The organism is Gottfriedia sp. NPDC058432 (genome assembly GCF_042721555.1).
In the GTDB taxonomy this organism is placed as follows: Bacteria; Bacillota; Bacilli; order Bacillales; family Bacillaceae_G; genus Gottfriedia.
On sequence record NZ_JBHXLC010000012.1, the window covers coordinates 19,532 to 36,218 of the forward strand.

15 protein-coding genes are annotated in these 16,687 nt (G+C 35.4%); 12 read left to right on the forward strand and 3 right to left on the reverse strand.

All coding sequences use genetic code 11. The features are described from left to right. Nucleotides 1–79: 79 nt before the first annotated feature. Nucleotides 80–346 carry a 30S ribosomal protein S20 gene (gene rpsT / locus ACFWM3_RS13745; protein WP_056472820.1) on the reverse strand — a complete coding sequence of 89 codons (267 nt, stop codon included), beginning with the start codon at nucleotides 344–346 and terminating at the stop codon, nucleotides 80–82. 219 nt (nucleotides 347–565) lie between these two features. On the opposite strand from rpsT, the gene gpr reads away from it, so the two are divergent. From gpr to mtaB, 11 genes are all read left to right on the forward strand, one after another. Then, nucleotides 566–1,666 (forward strand): GPR endopeptidase, encoded by a 1,101-nt coding sequence (gene gpr, locus ACFWM3_RS13750; protein ID WP_056472823.1) that lies wholly within the window; start codon nucleotides 566–568, stop codon nucleotides 1,664–1,666. Nucleotides 1,667–1,690: 24 nt separating this feature from the next. Further along, nucleotides 1,691–2,041, forward strand: coding sequence for a DUF3679 domain-containing protein (locus tag ACFWM3_RS13755; RefSeq protein ID WP_390311682.1), 351 nt, complete (start codon nucleotides 1,691–1,693; stop codon nucleotides 2,039–2,041). Nucleotides 2,042–2,150: 109 nt separating this feature from the next. Then, the gene (lepA, locus tag ACFWM3_RS13760; protein WP_056472831.1) at nucleotides 2,151–3,971 is read left to right on the forward strand and encodes a translation elongation factor 4; all 1,821 of its coding nucleotides are present in this window, start codon (nucleotides 2,151–2,153) and stop codon (nucleotides 3,969–3,971) included. Between the two features lie 283 nt (nucleotides 3,972–4,254). After that, a complete protein-coding gene (gene hemW / locus ACFWM3_RS13765; RefSeq protein ID WP_390311683.1) occupies nucleotides 4,255–5,391 on the forward strand; it encodes a radical SAM family heme chaperone HemW in 1,137 nt (378 codons plus the stop codon). 199 nt (nucleotides 5,392–5,590) lie between these two features. Then, nucleotides 5,591–6,619: a heat-inducible transcriptional repressor HrcA gene (gene hrcA / locus ACFWM3_RS13770; RefSeq protein WP_056472836.1), complete on the forward strand. Its 1,029-nt coding sequence runs from the start codon at nucleotides 5,591–5,593 to the stop codon at nucleotides 6,617–6,619. A 57-nt stretch (nucleotides 6,620–6,676) separates the two neighbouring features. Continuing rightward, a complete protein-coding gene (gene grpE / locus ACFWM3_RS13775) occupies nucleotides 6,677–7,249 on the forward strand; it encodes a nucleotide exchange factor GrpE (protein ID WP_390311684.1) in 573 nt (190 codons plus the stop codon). 94 nt (nucleotides 7,250–7,343) lie between these two features. Next, nucleotides 7,344–9,167, forward strand: coding sequence for a molecular chaperone DnaK (dnaK, locus tag ACFWM3_RS13780; protein WP_335408083.1), 1,824 nt, complete (start codon nucleotides 7,344–7,346; stop codon nucleotides 9,165–9,167). A 225-nt stretch (nucleotides 9,168–9,392) separates the two neighbouring features. Continuing rightward, the gene (gene dnaJ / locus ACFWM3_RS13785; protein WP_056472845.1) at nucleotides 9,393–10,526 is read left to right on the forward strand and encodes a molecular chaperone DnaJ; all 1,134 of its coding nucleotides are present in this window, start codon (nucleotides 9,393–9,395) and stop codon (nucleotides 10,524–10,526) included. A gap of 146 nt (nucleotides 10,527–10,672) precedes the next feature. Then, nucleotides 10,673–11,623 carry a 50S ribosomal protein L11 methyltransferase gene (gene prmA, locus ACFWM3_RS13790; RefSeq protein ID WP_390311685.1) on the forward strand — a complete coding sequence of 317 codons (951 nt, stop codon included), beginning with the start codon at nucleotides 10,673–10,675 and terminating at the stop codon, nucleotides 11,621–11,623. Nucleotide 11,624: 1 nt separating this feature from the next. Further along, nucleotides 11,625–12,377, forward strand: a complete 753-nt coding sequence (locus ACFWM3_RS13795; protein WP_056472848.1) for a 16S rRNA (uracil(1498)-N(3))-methyltransferase — start codon at nucleotides 11,625–11,627, stop codon at nucleotides 12,375–12,377. A gap of 4 nt (nucleotides 12,378–12,381) precedes the next feature. Continuing rightward, nucleotides 12,382–13,716: a tRNA (N(6)-L-threonylcarbamoyladenosine(37)-C(2))-methylthiotransferase MtaB gene (gene mtaB, locus ACFWM3_RS13800; RefSeq protein WP_390311686.1), complete on the forward strand. Its 1,335-nt coding sequence runs from the start codon at nucleotides 12,382–12,384 to the stop codon at nucleotides 13,714–13,716. A gap of 92 nt (nucleotides 13,717–13,808) precedes the next feature. Here mtaB and ACFWM3_RS13805 read toward each other — a convergent pair whose 3' ends face one another. Beyond that, a complete protein-coding gene (locus ACFWM3_RS13805) occupies nucleotides 13,809–15,287 on the reverse strand; it encodes a S8 family serine peptidase (protein ID WP_390311687.1) in 1,479 nt (492 codons plus the stop codon). Nucleotides 15,288–15,567: 280 nt separating this feature from the next. Here ACFWM3_RS13805 and ACFWM3_RS13810 point away from each other — a divergent pair, with 280 nt between their 5' ends. After that, the gene (locus ACFWM3_RS13810; RefSeq protein ID WP_390311688.1) at nucleotides 15,568–15,762 is read left to right on the forward strand and encodes a hypothetical protein; all 195 of its coding nucleotides are present in this window, start codon (nucleotides 15,568–15,570) and stop codon (nucleotides 15,760–15,762) included. Nucleotides 15,763–15,818: 56 nt separating this feature from the next. Here ACFWM3_RS13810 and ACFWM3_RS13815 read toward each other — a convergent pair whose 3' ends face one another. Then, entirely contained in the window at nucleotides 15,819–16,487 is a 669-nt protein-coding gene (locus ACFWM3_RS13815; protein ID WP_390311689.1) for a Rossmann-fold NAD(P)-binding domain-containing protein, read from the reverse strand. Nucleotides 16,488–16,687: the final 200 nt, after the last annotated feature.

Genomic DNA, 16,687 nt, shown 5'->3' on the forward strand with positions numbered 1-16,687 from the left:
TGATTAGATTAAAAAAAGATCAGCGAAAAACTTTATTGCACGAAAAAATGGTGTCTCAGATGAGACACCATTTAATTCATTACGCGTTCATAGCGTTAACTTTTTTAGCTAAACGAGACTTTTGACGTGAAGCAGCGTTTTTGTGGATTAGATTGCTGTTAACAGCTTTGTCTAATTTTTTAGAAGCAGTTAATAAAGCTTCTTGCGCTTTTTCAGTTTCGTTATTAGTAACTAAAGCTTCAACAGTTTTCACTGCAGTACGCATTTCTGATTTTAGAGATGCGTTGTGAGCACGATGAGCTTCAGCTGTTTTTACACGTTTAATAGCTGATTTAATATTTGGCATACCTTTCACCTCCCGAATGCAGTCGAGAAATTTGCCTCGAATACAAATAGAACAAAACTTATTTTATCAAAACAAGTCCCATTTGGCAATAGAATTCATAAAGCTATTTTCGCCTTTTCAAAAGAAAAATAAACAATTCGTTTAGAATTGGTAACATCTAGCTAAACTAGTTAAGAAGAGAATTGTTAAATTTCGATGAGTATTGTGGAGGCTAGATAAATGAGTGAGTTGGATTTAAGTCAATATAGTGTTCGAACAGATTTAGCAGTAGAGGCAAAAGAGATGCTCGAGGAGCGTGAACAGACAAAGGAAGAAATTACCGGCGTAATCGTTAAAGAACGTGAAGCAGATGGTGTAAGTATTTCTCATGTTCATATTAAAGAATCGGCATCTGAAAGAATCGGTAAAAAGCCAGGGAATTATTTAACACTTCAAGTTCAAGGTATTCGTGAACAAGATACTGACCTTCAAGAAAAAGTTGAAAAGGTTTTTGCAAACGAGTTTTCTGCTTTCTTAAAAAATTTAGGAATTACGGAAGATCAAACTTGCTTAGTCGTCGGCTTAGGTAATTGGAATGTGACACCAGATGCACTTGGTCCAATGGTTGTTGAAAATTTAGTTGTTACAAAGCATCTTTTTGAATTACAGCCTGAAAGTGTACAAGATGGTTATCGTCCAGTTTGTGCTTTATCTCCTGGTGTAATGGGAATTACTGGTATTGAAACGAGCGATATTATATCGGGTGTCATTGATAAAGTAAAACCTGATTTTGTCATTGCGATCGATGCACTTGCAGCTAGATCCATTGAGCGAGTTAATACAACTATCCAAATTACAGATAATGGCATTCATCCAGGCTCTGGAATAGGAAATAAACGTAAGGAATTAAGTAAGGAAACACTAGGTATTCCGGTAATTGCTATAGGCGTTCCAACCGTTGTTGATGCTGTTGCTATTACAAGTGATACAATTGACTTCATTTTAAAACATTTTGGACGAGAAATAAAAGAGGGAGACAAGCCTGCTAAAGCGCTAATCCCTTCTGGAATGGCATTTGGAGAAAAGAAAAAGTATACCGACGAAGATATGCCTAGTGAAAAGGAACGAATGGCATTTATGGGGATTGTAGGAACGCTAGAAGAGAATGAAAAACGAAAACTGATTCATGAGGTATTGTCACCACTAGGTCATAACTTAATGGTTACACCAAAAGAAGTGGATACATTTATTGAAGATATGGCAAATATTATTGCTGGCGGTATGAACGCTGCACTGCATTCTAAAATTAATCAAGATAATATTGGCTCATATACTCATTAATATTTCGTAAGTGAGGAGAAACAAATGAAATATATGGTTCGGTATTTTACGCTAATCATCATTTTTTCTATAACAATTATTACTTGTATGCAAATTGCGAAAGACGGAATAAGTAAAGTTACTTCGACTGATTACTATCATGTAGATGATGTAGTAAAAATCTCAAAAGAAGATGGGAAAGCTGGTCCAGTACTTTTTGGAAAAGATTACACGAAAGAAGGACTAGCAATTAGAGAAGATCATTTAGATAGATTAGGGGCATTTAATTATTTTACAGTTGTTGGTAAAGGACTATCCCATTTTGTTACGTATGTAACTGAAAAAGGGGTTAAGATTGTTGAAAAAATTCCTTCTATTATTGATAGCTTTAATTAGACCTTCTAAACTTCATTCGACATATACTGCTAATAGAGATTGAATATTTCCCTATTTTTTTGATATAATCAAAACTATCTATGCTGTCGAGAAATTTAGGAGTGATGAAATGAACAAAGAGTCAAGATCAGAAAGACAAAAGAGAATTAGAAACTTTTCAATCATCGCACACATTGACCATGGAAAATCTACATTAGCAGATAGAATTCTTGAGAAAACAAATGCACTAACTCAGCGTGAGATGAAGTCTCAGCTATTAGACTCAATGGATTTAGAGCGTGAACGTGGAATTACCATTAAATTAAATGCTGTGCAGTTACAATATAAAGCTAAAAATGGTGAAGAATATATTCTTCATTTAATCGATACACCTGGACATGTCGACTTCACTTATGAAGTTTCACGTAGTTTAGCAGCGTGTGAAGGCGCAATTCTTGTAGTTGATGCTGCACAAGGTATCGAAGCACAAACATTAGCCAACGTATATTTAGCTTTAGACAATGATTTAGAAATCTTACCAGTTATTAATAAGATTGACTTACCAAGTGCTGAGCCTGAACGTGTAAGACAAGAAGTTGAAGAAGTAATTGGATTAGATGCTTCAGAAGCGGTATTAGCATCTGCTAAAGCAGGAATCGGAATAGAAGAAATTCTAGAACAAGTCGTAGAAAAAGTACCAGCACCAACAGGCGATCCAGATGCACCTTTAAAAGCACTTATTTTTGATTCATTATTTGATCCATACCGTGGTGTTGTAGCTTATATTCGTATCGTAGAAGGTACTGTAAAAGTTGGGCAAAAAATTAGAATGATGGCTACAGGTAAAGAATTCGAAGTAGTTGAAGCTGGAGTATTCACACCACGCACTACACAAAGAGACGAATTAACTGTAGGTGACGTAGGTTTCTTAACAGCTTCTATTAAAAATGTTGGAGATACTCGCGTTGGGGATACAATTACCCTTGCTGAGAATCCAGCAACTGAGCCTCTACCAGGTTATCGTAAATTAAATCCAATGGTATTCTGTGGATTATATCCAATTGATACTTCTAAATATAATGATTTACGTGATGCACTTGAAAAGCTTCAATTAAATGACGCAGCTTTACAATTTGAAGCAGAAACTTCACAAGCTTTAGGTTTTGGTTTCCGTTGTGGATTTTTAGGATTATTACACATGGAAATCATTCAAGAGCGTATTGAACGTGAATTCAAAATTGATTTAATTACAACAGCACCAAGTGTTATTTATAATGTTTATACAACAAAAGACGAAATGATTATCGTTGATAACCCTGCTCATATGCCAGATCCTCAATCAATTGATCGAGTGGAAGAGCCTTACGTAAAAGCAAAAATCATGGTTCCAAATGACTTTGTTGGAGCAATCATGGAGCTTTGCCAAAAGAAACGCGGTAACTTTATCGATATGCAATATTTAGATGCTAACCGTGTAACATTAACTTATGAAATTCCATTATCTGAAATTGTTTATGATTTCTTTGATCAATTAAAATCAAGTACAAAAGGCTATGCATCATTTGACTATGAACTAATTGGTTACAAAGTTTCTAAACTTGTGAAAATGGATATTTTATTAAACGGTGAACAAGTAGATGCTCTATCATTTATCGTTCATAAAGACGCTGCTTATGACCGTGGGAAAATTATCGTTGAAAAATTAAAAGAACTTATTCCAAGACAACAGTTCGAAGTTCCAGTTCAAGCGGCAATCGGACAAAAAATCGTTGCTCGTTCAACAATTAAGTCAATGGGTAAAAACGTATTAGCTAAATGTTACGGTGGGGATATCTCTCGTAAGCGTAAGCTATTAGATAAGCAAAAAGAAGGTAAAAAGCGAATGAAAGCTGTTGGATCTGTAGAGGTTCCACAAGAGGCATTCATGGCTGTTTTACGTATGGATGATTAATAATCAATAGGAATTCATCGATTATAGATTGATGATTATCTAGAGAGGCCACCGTAATTTATTTGCGGTGGCTTTTTTTAATGTTAAATTGATAATTTTTTACTCAAATTGTTATTAATAAAAAGTAAGATGTAAATAATGATTAATAATAGTGAAGCGATTCATTAGACAAATATCATAAGAAAATATACAATCATAAAAGTTAAAATCAACAAAAGTCCCTGAATCTGCACCTTAGGTGGTATTGGATCAGGGGCTTTTCACATAGAAAAGAGGAGAAGGTATGGCATCTTCCGTTTATATTCATATACCATTTTGTCAGCAGATTTGTTACTACTGCGATTTTAATAAATTTATGATGGACCGTCAGCCGGTTGATCAGTATTTAGAATATCTAGAGAAAGAAATTGTTGAAAGTTTAAAAATAAATCCGATTTCAGATTTGAAAACAGTTTTTGTAGGTGGAGGAACACCTACAGCATTAACTTTGGCCCAAACTCAAACGTTAGTAGATATGATTAATAAACAGATCATTAAAGGGAATAAAGAAATCGAAATCACTTTTGAAAGTAATCCAAATGAAATTTCAAAAGAGAAGCTTCAAATTTTAAAAGATGGTGGAGTGAATCGAATTAGTTTTGGAGCGCAAACATTTGATGAAGGTTTACTTAAAAAGATTGGAAGAACACATTCACCTAATGAAATAGAAGAAGCTATTCAAACTGCAAAAGAAGTTGGAATAGATAATATCAATCTTGATTTAATGTATGCTTTGCCAGGTCAAACAATGGAACAATTCGTTGATTCGTTGGATAAAGCTATGAAGTTACCGATTCAGCATATTTCAGCGTATTCATTAATTATTGAACCAAAAACCGTGTTTTACATAGAAATGAATAGGGGCAAGCTTAAACCGGCTCCTGAAGAAGATGAAGCAGCTATGTATGACTTTTTAATGAAGTATTTAGAAGAAAAAGGTTTTCATCAATATGAAATCAGCAATTTTGAAAAGAACGGTTTAGAAAGTAAGCATAATCTTGTTTATTGGAATAATGAAGAGTATTTTGGATTTGGTGCAGGAGCACATGGCTATATTAATGGCATTCGATATTCAAATGCAGGACCGTTAAAGAAATATTTTCAGTTGATTGATGAGACTGGTGTCCCAATTGTTCATGAGCATACGGTAACGAAGCAAGAAAAAATGGAAGAAGAAATGTTTTTAGGATTACGTAAAATGGAGGGAGTTTCGGAAAGGAAATTCCAAGAAAAATTTGGTTCAAACTTTAATGAAGTATTTCCGAACGTAATTGAAAAACTAATGAAAGATGGATTAGTGGAGATGAATGGAGTATTTCTTCGATTAACCCACAAAGGGAAGTTACTCGGAAACGAAGTATTTCAAGCATTTTTACTTTAAAAGCAGTAAGGTGAAGAGCAGGAAAAGCGGATGAGATATGTGACTATAGAATAGATCTTATGTATTTAAAAATTCCTAATCCATTCATCCTGTACTTCTTTATTACTGCCCTTAACTTCTTGACATCGTATAAAGGATTTGTTAAGTTAATAATATATTTAGCACTCACTAGATAAGAGTGCTAATAGAGGTGATAAACATGTTGACTGAAAGACAGTTATTGATACTACAAATTATTATCGATGACTTTATTCGCATGGCACAACCTGTTGGTTCAAGGAGTTTATCTAAAAAGGAAGGTATTTCATTTAGTTCAGCAACGATACGAAATGAGATGGCTGATTTAGAGGAACTTGGTTATATTGAAAAGCCTCATAGCTCTGCAGGTCGAATCCCTTCTGAAAAAGGGTATCGTTTTTATGTAGACCATTTGTTATCACCACAAATTGTTAATGACGATGATGTTCGTTCGATAAAAGGTATTTTTGCCGAGCGTATTTTTGAAATAGAAAAGCTTGTGAAAAATTCAGCTGATATACTATCTGACTTAACAAATTACACAACAATTGCACTAGGACCAAAAGTTACTGAAAATAAGCTTAAAAATATTCAGCTTATTCCAATAGGACCTAATACAGCAGTATCAATTATTGTGACAGACACAGGTATTGTTAAAAATCGAACAGTAACTATACCACCTGGTGTGTCTATGAGTGATATTGAGAAAATGGTAAATATATTAAATGAACGACTAGTAAATGTACCGATTCATCAAATAAATGACAAGCTTTATAAAGAAATTGCTATGATTTTACGTACGCATATTTCGAATTATGAGAGCGTTATAAAGATGATTGGTGGCACTATTGACGTACCGATTGAACAAAAACTGTTTTTAAGTGGAAAAACGAATATTTTAGCTCAACCAGAATTTAATAATGTTGAGACAATGAAAATTTTGTTAAACATGATTGAAAGGCAAGATGAACTAAAAAGTATTATTCCTCTTGAACACATGGGTTTAAGTGTCAAAATTGGTAAGGAAAATGAAAAGTCTGGATTAGAAAATGTAAGTATCATTAGCGCAACCTATTCTTTAGGTGAAGATCAAATTGGTACAATCGCAGTATTAGGACCAACTCGAATGGAATATTCTCGAGTAATCTCATTAATGCATTTAATTACAGGACAATTGAATTTATTATTTTCATCTAAGGATGTTGAATAAATCCATTGTGAAAAGAAACAATGGATTACATATAAAAAAATAGGAGGTGAAGGTGACATGACAGAACGTCAGGAAGAACTTTTAAATGAAGAAGTAGTGAATGAAGAAACTACTGTTGAAGAGCCTTCAATCTTTACAGTAGAAAATACAGAAGAGAAAACTGATAATGTGAATTCTTCTGAAGAAGAGCTACAAAAACTTCGTGCTGAAGTAGATGAGAAGGAAAATAAGTACTTACGTCTACATGCTGATTTCGAAAATTATAAACGTCGTGCACTTTTAGACCAACAATCTTTAATGACTTATCGTGCTCAAAGTTTAGTGACTGATTTATTACCAGTACTAGATAATTTCGAACGCGCACTACAAGTTGAAGCAACAGATGAGCAAACTGCTTCTTTAAAACAAGGTATGGAAATGGTTTACCGTTTGCTTGTTGAAGCTGTGAAAAAAGAAGGCGTAGAAGAAATCCCGGCACTTGGTGAACAATTCGATCCGAATGTACATCAAGCTGTAATGCAAGAAAGTGATGATTCTAAACCATCCAATGAAGTTCTACAAGAATTCCAAAAAGGCTATAAGCTAAAGGACAGAGTAATTCGTCCATCAATGGTTAAAGTAAACGAGTAATTCGTTAAGCGTCTATTTATATCGCTAACATAAATATAAAATTTTTTTAAAAAAACTAAAATATAACTTATGTAGATTTTAGGAGGAACATGCAATGAGTAAAATTATTGGTATTGACTTAGGTACAACTAACTCTTGTGTCGCAGTATTAGAAGGTGGAGAGCCAAAAGTAATTCCGAACCCAGAGGGTGGACGTACAACTCCGTCAGTTGTTGCGTTCAAAAATGGTGAGCGTCAAGTTGGGGAAGTGGCAAAACGTCAAGCAATTACAAACCCTAACACAATCATGTCAATTAAACGTCATATGGGTACTACACATAAAGAAAACATTGAAGGTAAAGATTTTTCTCCTCAAGAAATTTCTGCGATCATTCTTCAAAACTTAAAGGCATCTGCTGAAGCTTATTTAGGTGAAGCAGTAACGAAAGCAGTTATTACTGTACCTGCATACTTCAATGATGCTGAGCGTCAAGCAACTAAAGATGCTGGTAAAATCGCAGGTTTAGAAGTAGAACGTATCATCAATGAGCCAACTGCGGCTGCATTAGCATACGGTTTAGATAAAATGGATGAAGACCAAACAATCTTAGTTTATGACTTAGGTGGCGGTACATTCGACGTTTCAATCCTTGAATTAGGAGATGGAATTTTTGAAGTTAAAGCTACAGCTGGTGATAACCGTTTAGGTGGAGATGACTTCGACCAAGTGATCATTGATTACTTAGTAGCTGAATTCAAAAAAGAAAACGGTGTTGATTTAAGTCAAGATAAAATGGCATTACAACGTTTAAAAGATGCTGCTGAAAAAGCGAAAAAAGATTTATCAGGTATTACTTCAACTCAAATTTCATTACCATTCATTAGCATGGGTGCAGCTGGTCCATTACACTTAGAGTTAAACTTAACTCGTGCAAAATTCGAAGAGCTTTCTCACAACTTAGTAGAAAGAACTTTAGGCCCAACTCGTCAAGCGATGAAAGATTCTGGCTTAACTGCTAGTCAAATTGATAAAGTAATTTTAGTTGGTGGTTCAACTCGTATTCCTGCTGTTCAAGAAGCGATCAAAAAAGAAACAGGAAAAGAGCCACATAAAGGTGTAAATCCTGATGAAGTAGTAGCACTAGGTGCTGCAATTCAAGGTGGAGTATTAACTGGTGATGTAAAAGACGTAGTATTACTAGACGTAACACCATTATCATTAGGTATTGAAACAATGGGTGGAGTATTTACAAAGTTAATCGAACGTAATACAACAATCCCAACAAGTAAATCACAAGTATTCTCAACAGCTGCTGACAATCAACCTGCTGTAGACATTCACGTACTACAAGGTGAGCGTCCAATGGCTAATGACAATAAAACATTAGGTCGCTTCCAATTATCGGATATCCCACCAGCACCACGTGGAATTCCTCAAATTGAAGTATCGTTTGATATCGACAAAAATGGTATCGTAACAGTGCGTGCAAAAGACCTAGGTACTCAAAAAGAACAAAACATCGTAATTCAATCTTCTTCAGGTTTAAGTGATGAAGAAGTAGAACGCATGGTAAAAGAAGCAGAATTAAATGCTGATGCAGATGCAAAACGTAAAGAAGAAGTAGATCTTAAAAACGAAGCGGATCAATTAGTATTCCAAGTAGAGAAAACTTTAAAAGATCTTGAAGGAAAAGTTGAAGAAGCAGAGGTTACTAAAGCAAACGAAGCTAAAGACGCATTAAAAGCTGCTTTAGAAGCTGGTAACTTAGATGACATCCGTACGAAGAAAGATGCTCTTTCTGAAATCGTTCAAGCTTTATCAATGAAACTTTATGAGCAAGCTGCTGCTGCACAACAAGCTGCAGGTGGAGCTGAAGGCGGAGCGAAACAAGACGATGTAGTAGACGCTGAGTTTACTGAAGTTAAGGAAGATAAATAATAACGAAAAGTGGAAGGCGTTTGCTCAGTAACGCCTGGAACTAGACAATAACGAAAAGTGGAAGGCGTTTTGGTCAGTAACGCCTGAACTAGACAACATATATATTTAAAACATTAAGGGAAGTCAAAGTCAGGGAAGCCTTGGCTTTGACTTCTTCTTTTTCTTTTAGAAAAGCACAGGATGTGTTAAAATATTCTTTATGTGAAAGGAGCGGATTGTAACACTATGAGTAAACGTGATTACTATGATGTGCTTGGTGTTAGTAAAAGTGCATCACAAGATGAAATAAAAAAATCGTTTCGTAAATTAGCAAAAACATATCATCCGGACGTTAATAAGGATCCTGATGCACCTGAAAAGTTTAAAGAGGTGCAAGAAGCATACGAAAATTTATCAGACGATCAAAAACGTGCTCATTATGATCAGTTTGGTCATACAGATCCAAACCAAGGTTTCGGCGGTGGCGGATTTGGCGGCGGCGGATTCGGTGGATTCGAAGATATTTTCAGTCAGTTTTTTGGTGGTGGCGGTGGACGTCGTCGTGACCCGAACGCACCAAGAGCAGGGGCTGATTTACAATACACAATGACAATCCAGTTTGAAGAAGCGGCATTTGGAATGGAAAAAGAAATTGAAATTCCAACTGAAGAAACATGTCATACATGTAGTGGATCAGGTGCGAAACCTGGTACATCAAAAGAAACATGTAATCATTGTCAAGGCTCAGGACAAATGAGTGTTGAACAAAATACTCCATTTGGACGTATTGTGAACCGTACGACATGTTCACACTGTCAAGGTACTGGTCAGATAATTAAAGATAAATGTAATACTTGTCATGGTGCTGGCCGAGTGAAAACTCGTAAGAAAATCATGGTTAAAGTGCCAGCTGGTATCGATGATGGACAACAAATTCGTCTTTCAGGTCAGGGAGAACCAGGTAAAAATGGTGGTCCTGCTGGAGATTTATATATTGCATTCCATGTTCGTGAACATGAATTCTTTGAACGTGACGGAAATGATGTTTACTGCGAACTTCCATTAACATTTGCACAAGCTGCATTAGGTGATGAAGTTGAAGTTCCAACATTACATGGTAAAGTAAAAACAAAAATACCTGCTGGAACGCAAACTGGCACTAGAATGCGTTTAAAAGGTAAAGGTATTAAAGATGTACGTGGATATGGTCAAGGTGATCAACACGTAATCGTAAAAGTTATCACACCTACAAAACTAACAAGCCGTCAAAAAGAATTGCTTGAAGAGTTTTACAATATTGGCAAAGGTCAAAAAGACGATAAACACGATTCTTTCTTTACAAAGTTAAAGCGTGCGGTTAAGAATTTTGGCGAACAATAAGGAAGTTATTAATTCAGTACGTTAGTTAAGGTAAAAAGTGGAAACACTAAATAGAAGAAGTAATTTAAATGGCACCCTCTAAATCTGACTATGATTAGAGGGTATTGCCAAGTAAAGAAGAGAGTATGAATGGAGTTGGTAGTTTTATGAAATGGTCAGAATTAAGTATTCACACTACACAGGATGCGGTTGAACCGATTTCTAACATTTTACACGAAGCTGGTGCAAGTGGTGTTGTCATAGAGGATGTGTTTGATTTGACGAAGGAGCGAGCACAGGTTTACGGTGAAATCTACCAACTTAACCCAAAAGATTATCCAGAGGAAGGTGTAATCGTTAAAGCATACCTTCCTGTGAATAGTTTTTTAAACGATACAATCGACGGAATAAAAGAAGCAATAAATAATTTAATTTCATATGATATTGATTTAGGAAAAAATACATTTGCTGTGCATGAAGTAAACGAAGAAGATTGGGCTACTGCATGGAAAAAATATTATCATCCAATTTCAATCTCAGATCGATTTACAATTGTACCTTCTTGGGAAGAGTATGAAGTCAAATCATCAGACGAATTAATTATCGAATTAGATCCAGGAATGGCGTTTGGTACTGGTACTCACCCGACAACTGTTATGTGTATTCGTGCACTTGAGAAGGTTGTAAAATCAACTGACCGTGTAATCGATGTAGGTACTGGCTCAGGAGTATTAAGTATTGCGGCTGCTAAACTGGGATCTAGAAATATAGAAGCTTATGACTTAGATGATGTAGCAGTTCGAAGTGCAAGAGAAAACGTTGTATTAAACAAAGTAGACGATGTGATAAAAGTTGGACAAGGTAACTTACTACAAGGAATTGAAGGTCCGTTTCAAGTAGTTGTTGCGAACTTACTTGCTGAAATTATTCTTCGTTTCGTAGACGATGTTTTTAATGTTTTAGAACCAGGTGGAACATTTATTTCTTCAGGAATTATAGGTGCTAAACAAGCAGACATCGAAAATGAGCTTAAACGAGTTGGCTTTGAAGTGAAGGAAGTACTACATTTAGAGGACTGGGTTGCAATTATTGCAAAAAAGCCAGAACAAGGAATGTAATATGCAAAGATATTTTATAGAAGAAACGCAGCTTCAAAATGATCTTGTTACAATAACTGGTGATGATGCTCATCATATCGCAAATGTTATGCGAATGAAGCTTGATCAAGAGATCATTTGTACAGTTCCAGGATCTTCAACTGTTCGTTGTACACTTACAAATATTTCTAGTGAACAAATAACAGCAGCTGTTGTAGAATATGTTGAGAATACAAATGAACTGCCGATATCAATTACGATTGCTAGTGGACTTCCAAAAGGTGATAAACTAGAGTTAATCATTCAAAAAGGTACGGAGCTTGGAGCTTCTGGTTTTTTACCATTCGCTGCAGCTAGATCAATTGTTAAACTAGATGATAAAAAAGCTGGTAAAAAGGTTGATAGATGGCAAAAAATTGCAAAAGAGGCAGCTGAACAATCATATCGATTTATTGTACCAACTGTGGAACAGCCAGCATCTTTTCAACAATTACTTAACTCAATACAGCATTATGATGCTTGTATTGTTGCATATGAAGAAAGTGCAAAAACAGGAGAATCAGCAGGACTTGTTCAGACATTCCAGTCACTAAAGGAAGGCTCACGATTATTAGTAGTTTTCGGACCAGAAGGTGGTTTGTCAGATAAAGAAGTTGATCAGCTAGAAGAAAAAGGTGCTAAGCTATGTGGACTTGGACCAAGAATTCTGCGAACAGAAACAGCACCATTTTATGTTTTAGCTGCTGCCTCCTTTCATTTTGAATTAATGGGGTGAAGAAATGCCACAAGTAGCTTTTCATACATTAGGCTGTAAAGTTAACCATTACGAAACAGAAGCAATTTGGCAACTGTTTAAAGCAGCTGGCTATGAACGTACAGAATACGAAACGAAAGCTGATGTTTATGTAATTAATACATGTACAGTTACAAATACAGGTGACAAAAAAAGTAGACAAGTAATCCGTCGTGCCGTGCGCAAAAATCCAGATGCAGTAATTTGTGTAACTGGATGTTATGCACAAACATCTCCAGCCGAAATCATGGCAATTCCTGGGGTGGATATCGTTGTTGGTACACAGGACCGTACGAAAATGCTGGATTATATCGAACAATTCCGAGTAGAACGTCAACCAATTAATGGAGTAGGAAATATTATGAAAGCACGAGTTTATGAAGAGCTAGATGTACCTGCTTTTACTGATCGTACACGTGCTTCATTAAAAATACAAGAAGGTTGTAATAACTTCTGTACGTTTTGTATTATTCCATGGGCACGTGGTTTAATGCGTTCTCGTGATCCAAAAGAAGTTGTAAAACAAGCTACTCAATTAGTTGAATCAGGCTATAAGGAAATCGTTTTAACTGGTATTCACACAGGTGGATATGGTCAAGACATGAAAGATTACAACTTAGCAATGTTATTAAAAGATTTAGAAACAGTTGAAGGATTAAAACGTGTTCGTATTTCTTCAATTGAAGCTAGTCAAATTACAGATGAAGTAATTGAAGTACTTCGTCATTCAAATATTGTAGTTCGACACCTACACGTACCTTTACAATCTGGATCAGATACTGTTCTTAAACGTATGCGTCGTAAATATACAATGGCTGAATTTGCTGAAAGAATTGAAAAACTACGCGAAGTATTACCAAACTGTTCAATTACATCTGATGTAATCGTAGGTTTCCCAGGCGAATCTGAAGAAGAGTTTATGGAAACATACAATTTCATTCGAGATAATAAATTCTCTGAATTACACGTATTCCCATACTCTAAACGTACAGGTACACCAGCTGCACGTATGGAGGATCAAGTTGACGAAGAAGTTAAAAATGAACGAGTACATCGTTTAATTGAATTATCAAATCAACTTGCAAAAGAATACGCATCAATGTTTGATGGAGATGTACTAGAAGTTATTCCGGAAGAAAAGTACACTGAAGATGATGCAGAAGGACTATTAATTGGTTACACAGACAATTATCTAAAAGTCGTGTTCGAAGGAACAGAAGACATGATCGGTAAAATTGTAAAAGTTAAAATCGCTGAAGCTGGTTATCCAGTAAATAAAGGTGAATTTGTCCGAGTATTAGAAGATGTAGCTGTTAACTAAGGAATATATAAATAAAAGGATAGATAATCTAGAAATCTTCTGGATTATCTATCCTTTTTTATTTTACTTGCTTAAAAATTTAATTTATTCGCTTATTTATCTTTAGATAAGAAGGAATAAATGTTTGCTTCACCAGAACCATAAAGTGGATCTTGTCCTTTTTTCCCATAATCAAGTGCACTTTGTCTTATTGCTGCTGCTACTTGAGCAGGATTATATTCAGGATGAGCTGCCTTAATTACGCCTGCAATACCTGCAACCTTTGGTGCTGCCATTGAAGTTCCATGAAGATATGAATAGCCATGCCATTTTCCGTCACTAAATTGTGTTGTTGCATTCGTACCATTTGGATTAGCTGCATTTACACCTACTGGATATGAAGGATAAGTAGACAAAGTACGATATGTATAATCACGTTTATTTAAAAAGTTACCTGTTGGATTTTGACGGTATAATCCATCGTATACAGGCCCGTTGTCTCCACCAGGAGCAGCTACATCGATTACACTTCCATAATTTGAGTAGAATGCAATACTATCTTTTGACCACTGATTAGATGAAGAAACTGTAATGACACCTGGGATTTGTGCAGGAACAACACGTGAAGGTCCCTTAATATCTAAACCGTATGTAGTTTTCCAATAATCTTGCATATCGTGTATATTGTTAAAATCTCTTGAGTCATTCCCCGCAGATACAACGACCGTTACACCTTTTTTAATTGCATATTGAATCGCTCGATGATATGCCACCATTGAAGCTGACTCACCTTTTTCGTCTAAGTTATTAGCCATCCAACGCCAGCCGCCGATCGACATATTAATTACATCTACTCCATCGTTTGCAGCTGAAACAATTGCATCTGTAATCCATGACTGTTCAGCTCCACCAGTTGCACCGAAAACTCGATAAGCTCGAACTGTTAACTCAGGTCCAACGCCTTTAACTTTTCCATTTGCTGCAATTGAGCCAGCAACATGCGTTCCATGGCCATTTTTATCCCATGCATCTGTCGTTCCTGGAACAAATGTTTTTGATCCAGCAAGATCTGCATTAGCTTTTAAATCTGGATGACCAAAGTCGATTCCTGTATCGATTACAGCTACGACCGTTTTATGACTTCCTTTGTTAATATTATAGGAATCTCCATTATGAGTTAAGTTCTGCATGTCCCATTGTTTGTCCCAGTAGGAGTTAGAGTTAGCATCAAGCGTTACTTTTTCACCATTCGGTGTTCCAGGAGTAAACTCAATTTTATCATCTGGGTCAGCTTCCAAGTATGCTTGAAGTTCTTTACCAGCTGATTGAATGCTTGTATCTTTTTTAATATTAGTTAAAAATTCACTATTAGATGATGAAACTTCAACAATTCCAACTTCTGAAATAATTCGTTCCACAGAACCTCCAGCTTTTGAAATTTTATCTGTGAAATTGCTTGGTAAACTACCTTTATAAGCTAAAACATAATGAAGCTCCTCAGGTGCAGCTTTTGCTGGTTTGGATTGTGTACCAATAAGTAATGAAAATGATAAAACAGAACAAATCGATAAGGCAGCAATTCTTTTTTTCATGAAATCTCTCCAATTTGTATTATTTACGTATACACGTATTTAATCAAATTTTAATAAAACTCCCTTTAAAAACTTGTCGAAATTTAGAAAAGAAAATACAAAATTTTTTGACAATTTATCGGGGAATAAATCGATAAGGGTATTTTAACTACATAAATGGGGAGATAAGTGAAAAAAACAACATGATATAAACTTTGAAATGGATGTAATAATTCCCTCAAACTACCTGTAATTTAATGTTAACATCCATACACAATATAAATACGGAGGTGAACTTATAATGTCAGAACATAAAACATCAAAAGATACTGATGACAATCATATCCACGTTGCTACTAACTCATACTTAGACACAAGCGAGAACGATTCCAATAAAATTAATTATGACGAAGGTGGTAGCCCATACTTAGATACTAGTGAGGACGCATCATCCGCAGCAAACACAAGACGAGGAGCTCCATATTTAAATACTTAATGAGAAGAGGGTTAGGGGAAAGAAGGAAAAATACTTTCCCTATGCCTTTTTTACTTTCACTTTTCTGCTGTCCTATTAATATCTTCAACCTCAACTAAAGGCTTATGATAACCAGCCTTGGCAATATTGATCATGGATCGACCAATTTGTTCTGAAGTTGTTATTGAGTTTGGAAATACTTTTTTTAGTATCGGATAGATAGGTTTCGTTACGTTATAGCCGTATTGATATAGTTTAGTTTTTGATTTTATATCTTTATGCGGAATAATAGCACCTGGTCGATACATGTATGCAGCTTTAAATGGTAATTTTAACAAGTCATTTTCTGTTTTTCCCTTCACTCTAGCCCACATTGTACGACCTTTCTCCGTACGATCGGTACCTGAGCCAGTGACATAAATGAAAGTCATTTGAGGATTCAATATTGATAATGTACGTGCAATGGATAGTGTAAGGTCATATGTAATCTTACGATAATCTTCCTCTGTCATTCTAAATGATGAAACACCTAGACAAAAAAAACATGCATCAAATCCGGTTATTTGACTCTCAATTGTAGATAAATCAAGCAGATTATAATGCTTAATTTCATAGAATTTTTCATGTTGAATACCTGTAATACTGCGACCAATTGAATAAATCGAGCTAACAGAAGGATCTCGTAAGCATTCTCTTAATACACTTTGTCCAACCATTCCAGTTGCTCCAAAAAGTAAAATCTTCATAATGTAACCCCCATAATTTAATTTCATCGATTTAATCTCATGGGCAAATAATAAATGATAAATCATTTTTAAGCAATTTAAAAATGAAAGACGAGGAGGCTCAGGTCTCGCCCCATTGAAAGCGAGCATCCTGTAATGGAAATCAACAACACTCAACTCCTTTTACGAAAATTTTGGTAATTAATTACAAGATTGTTTTT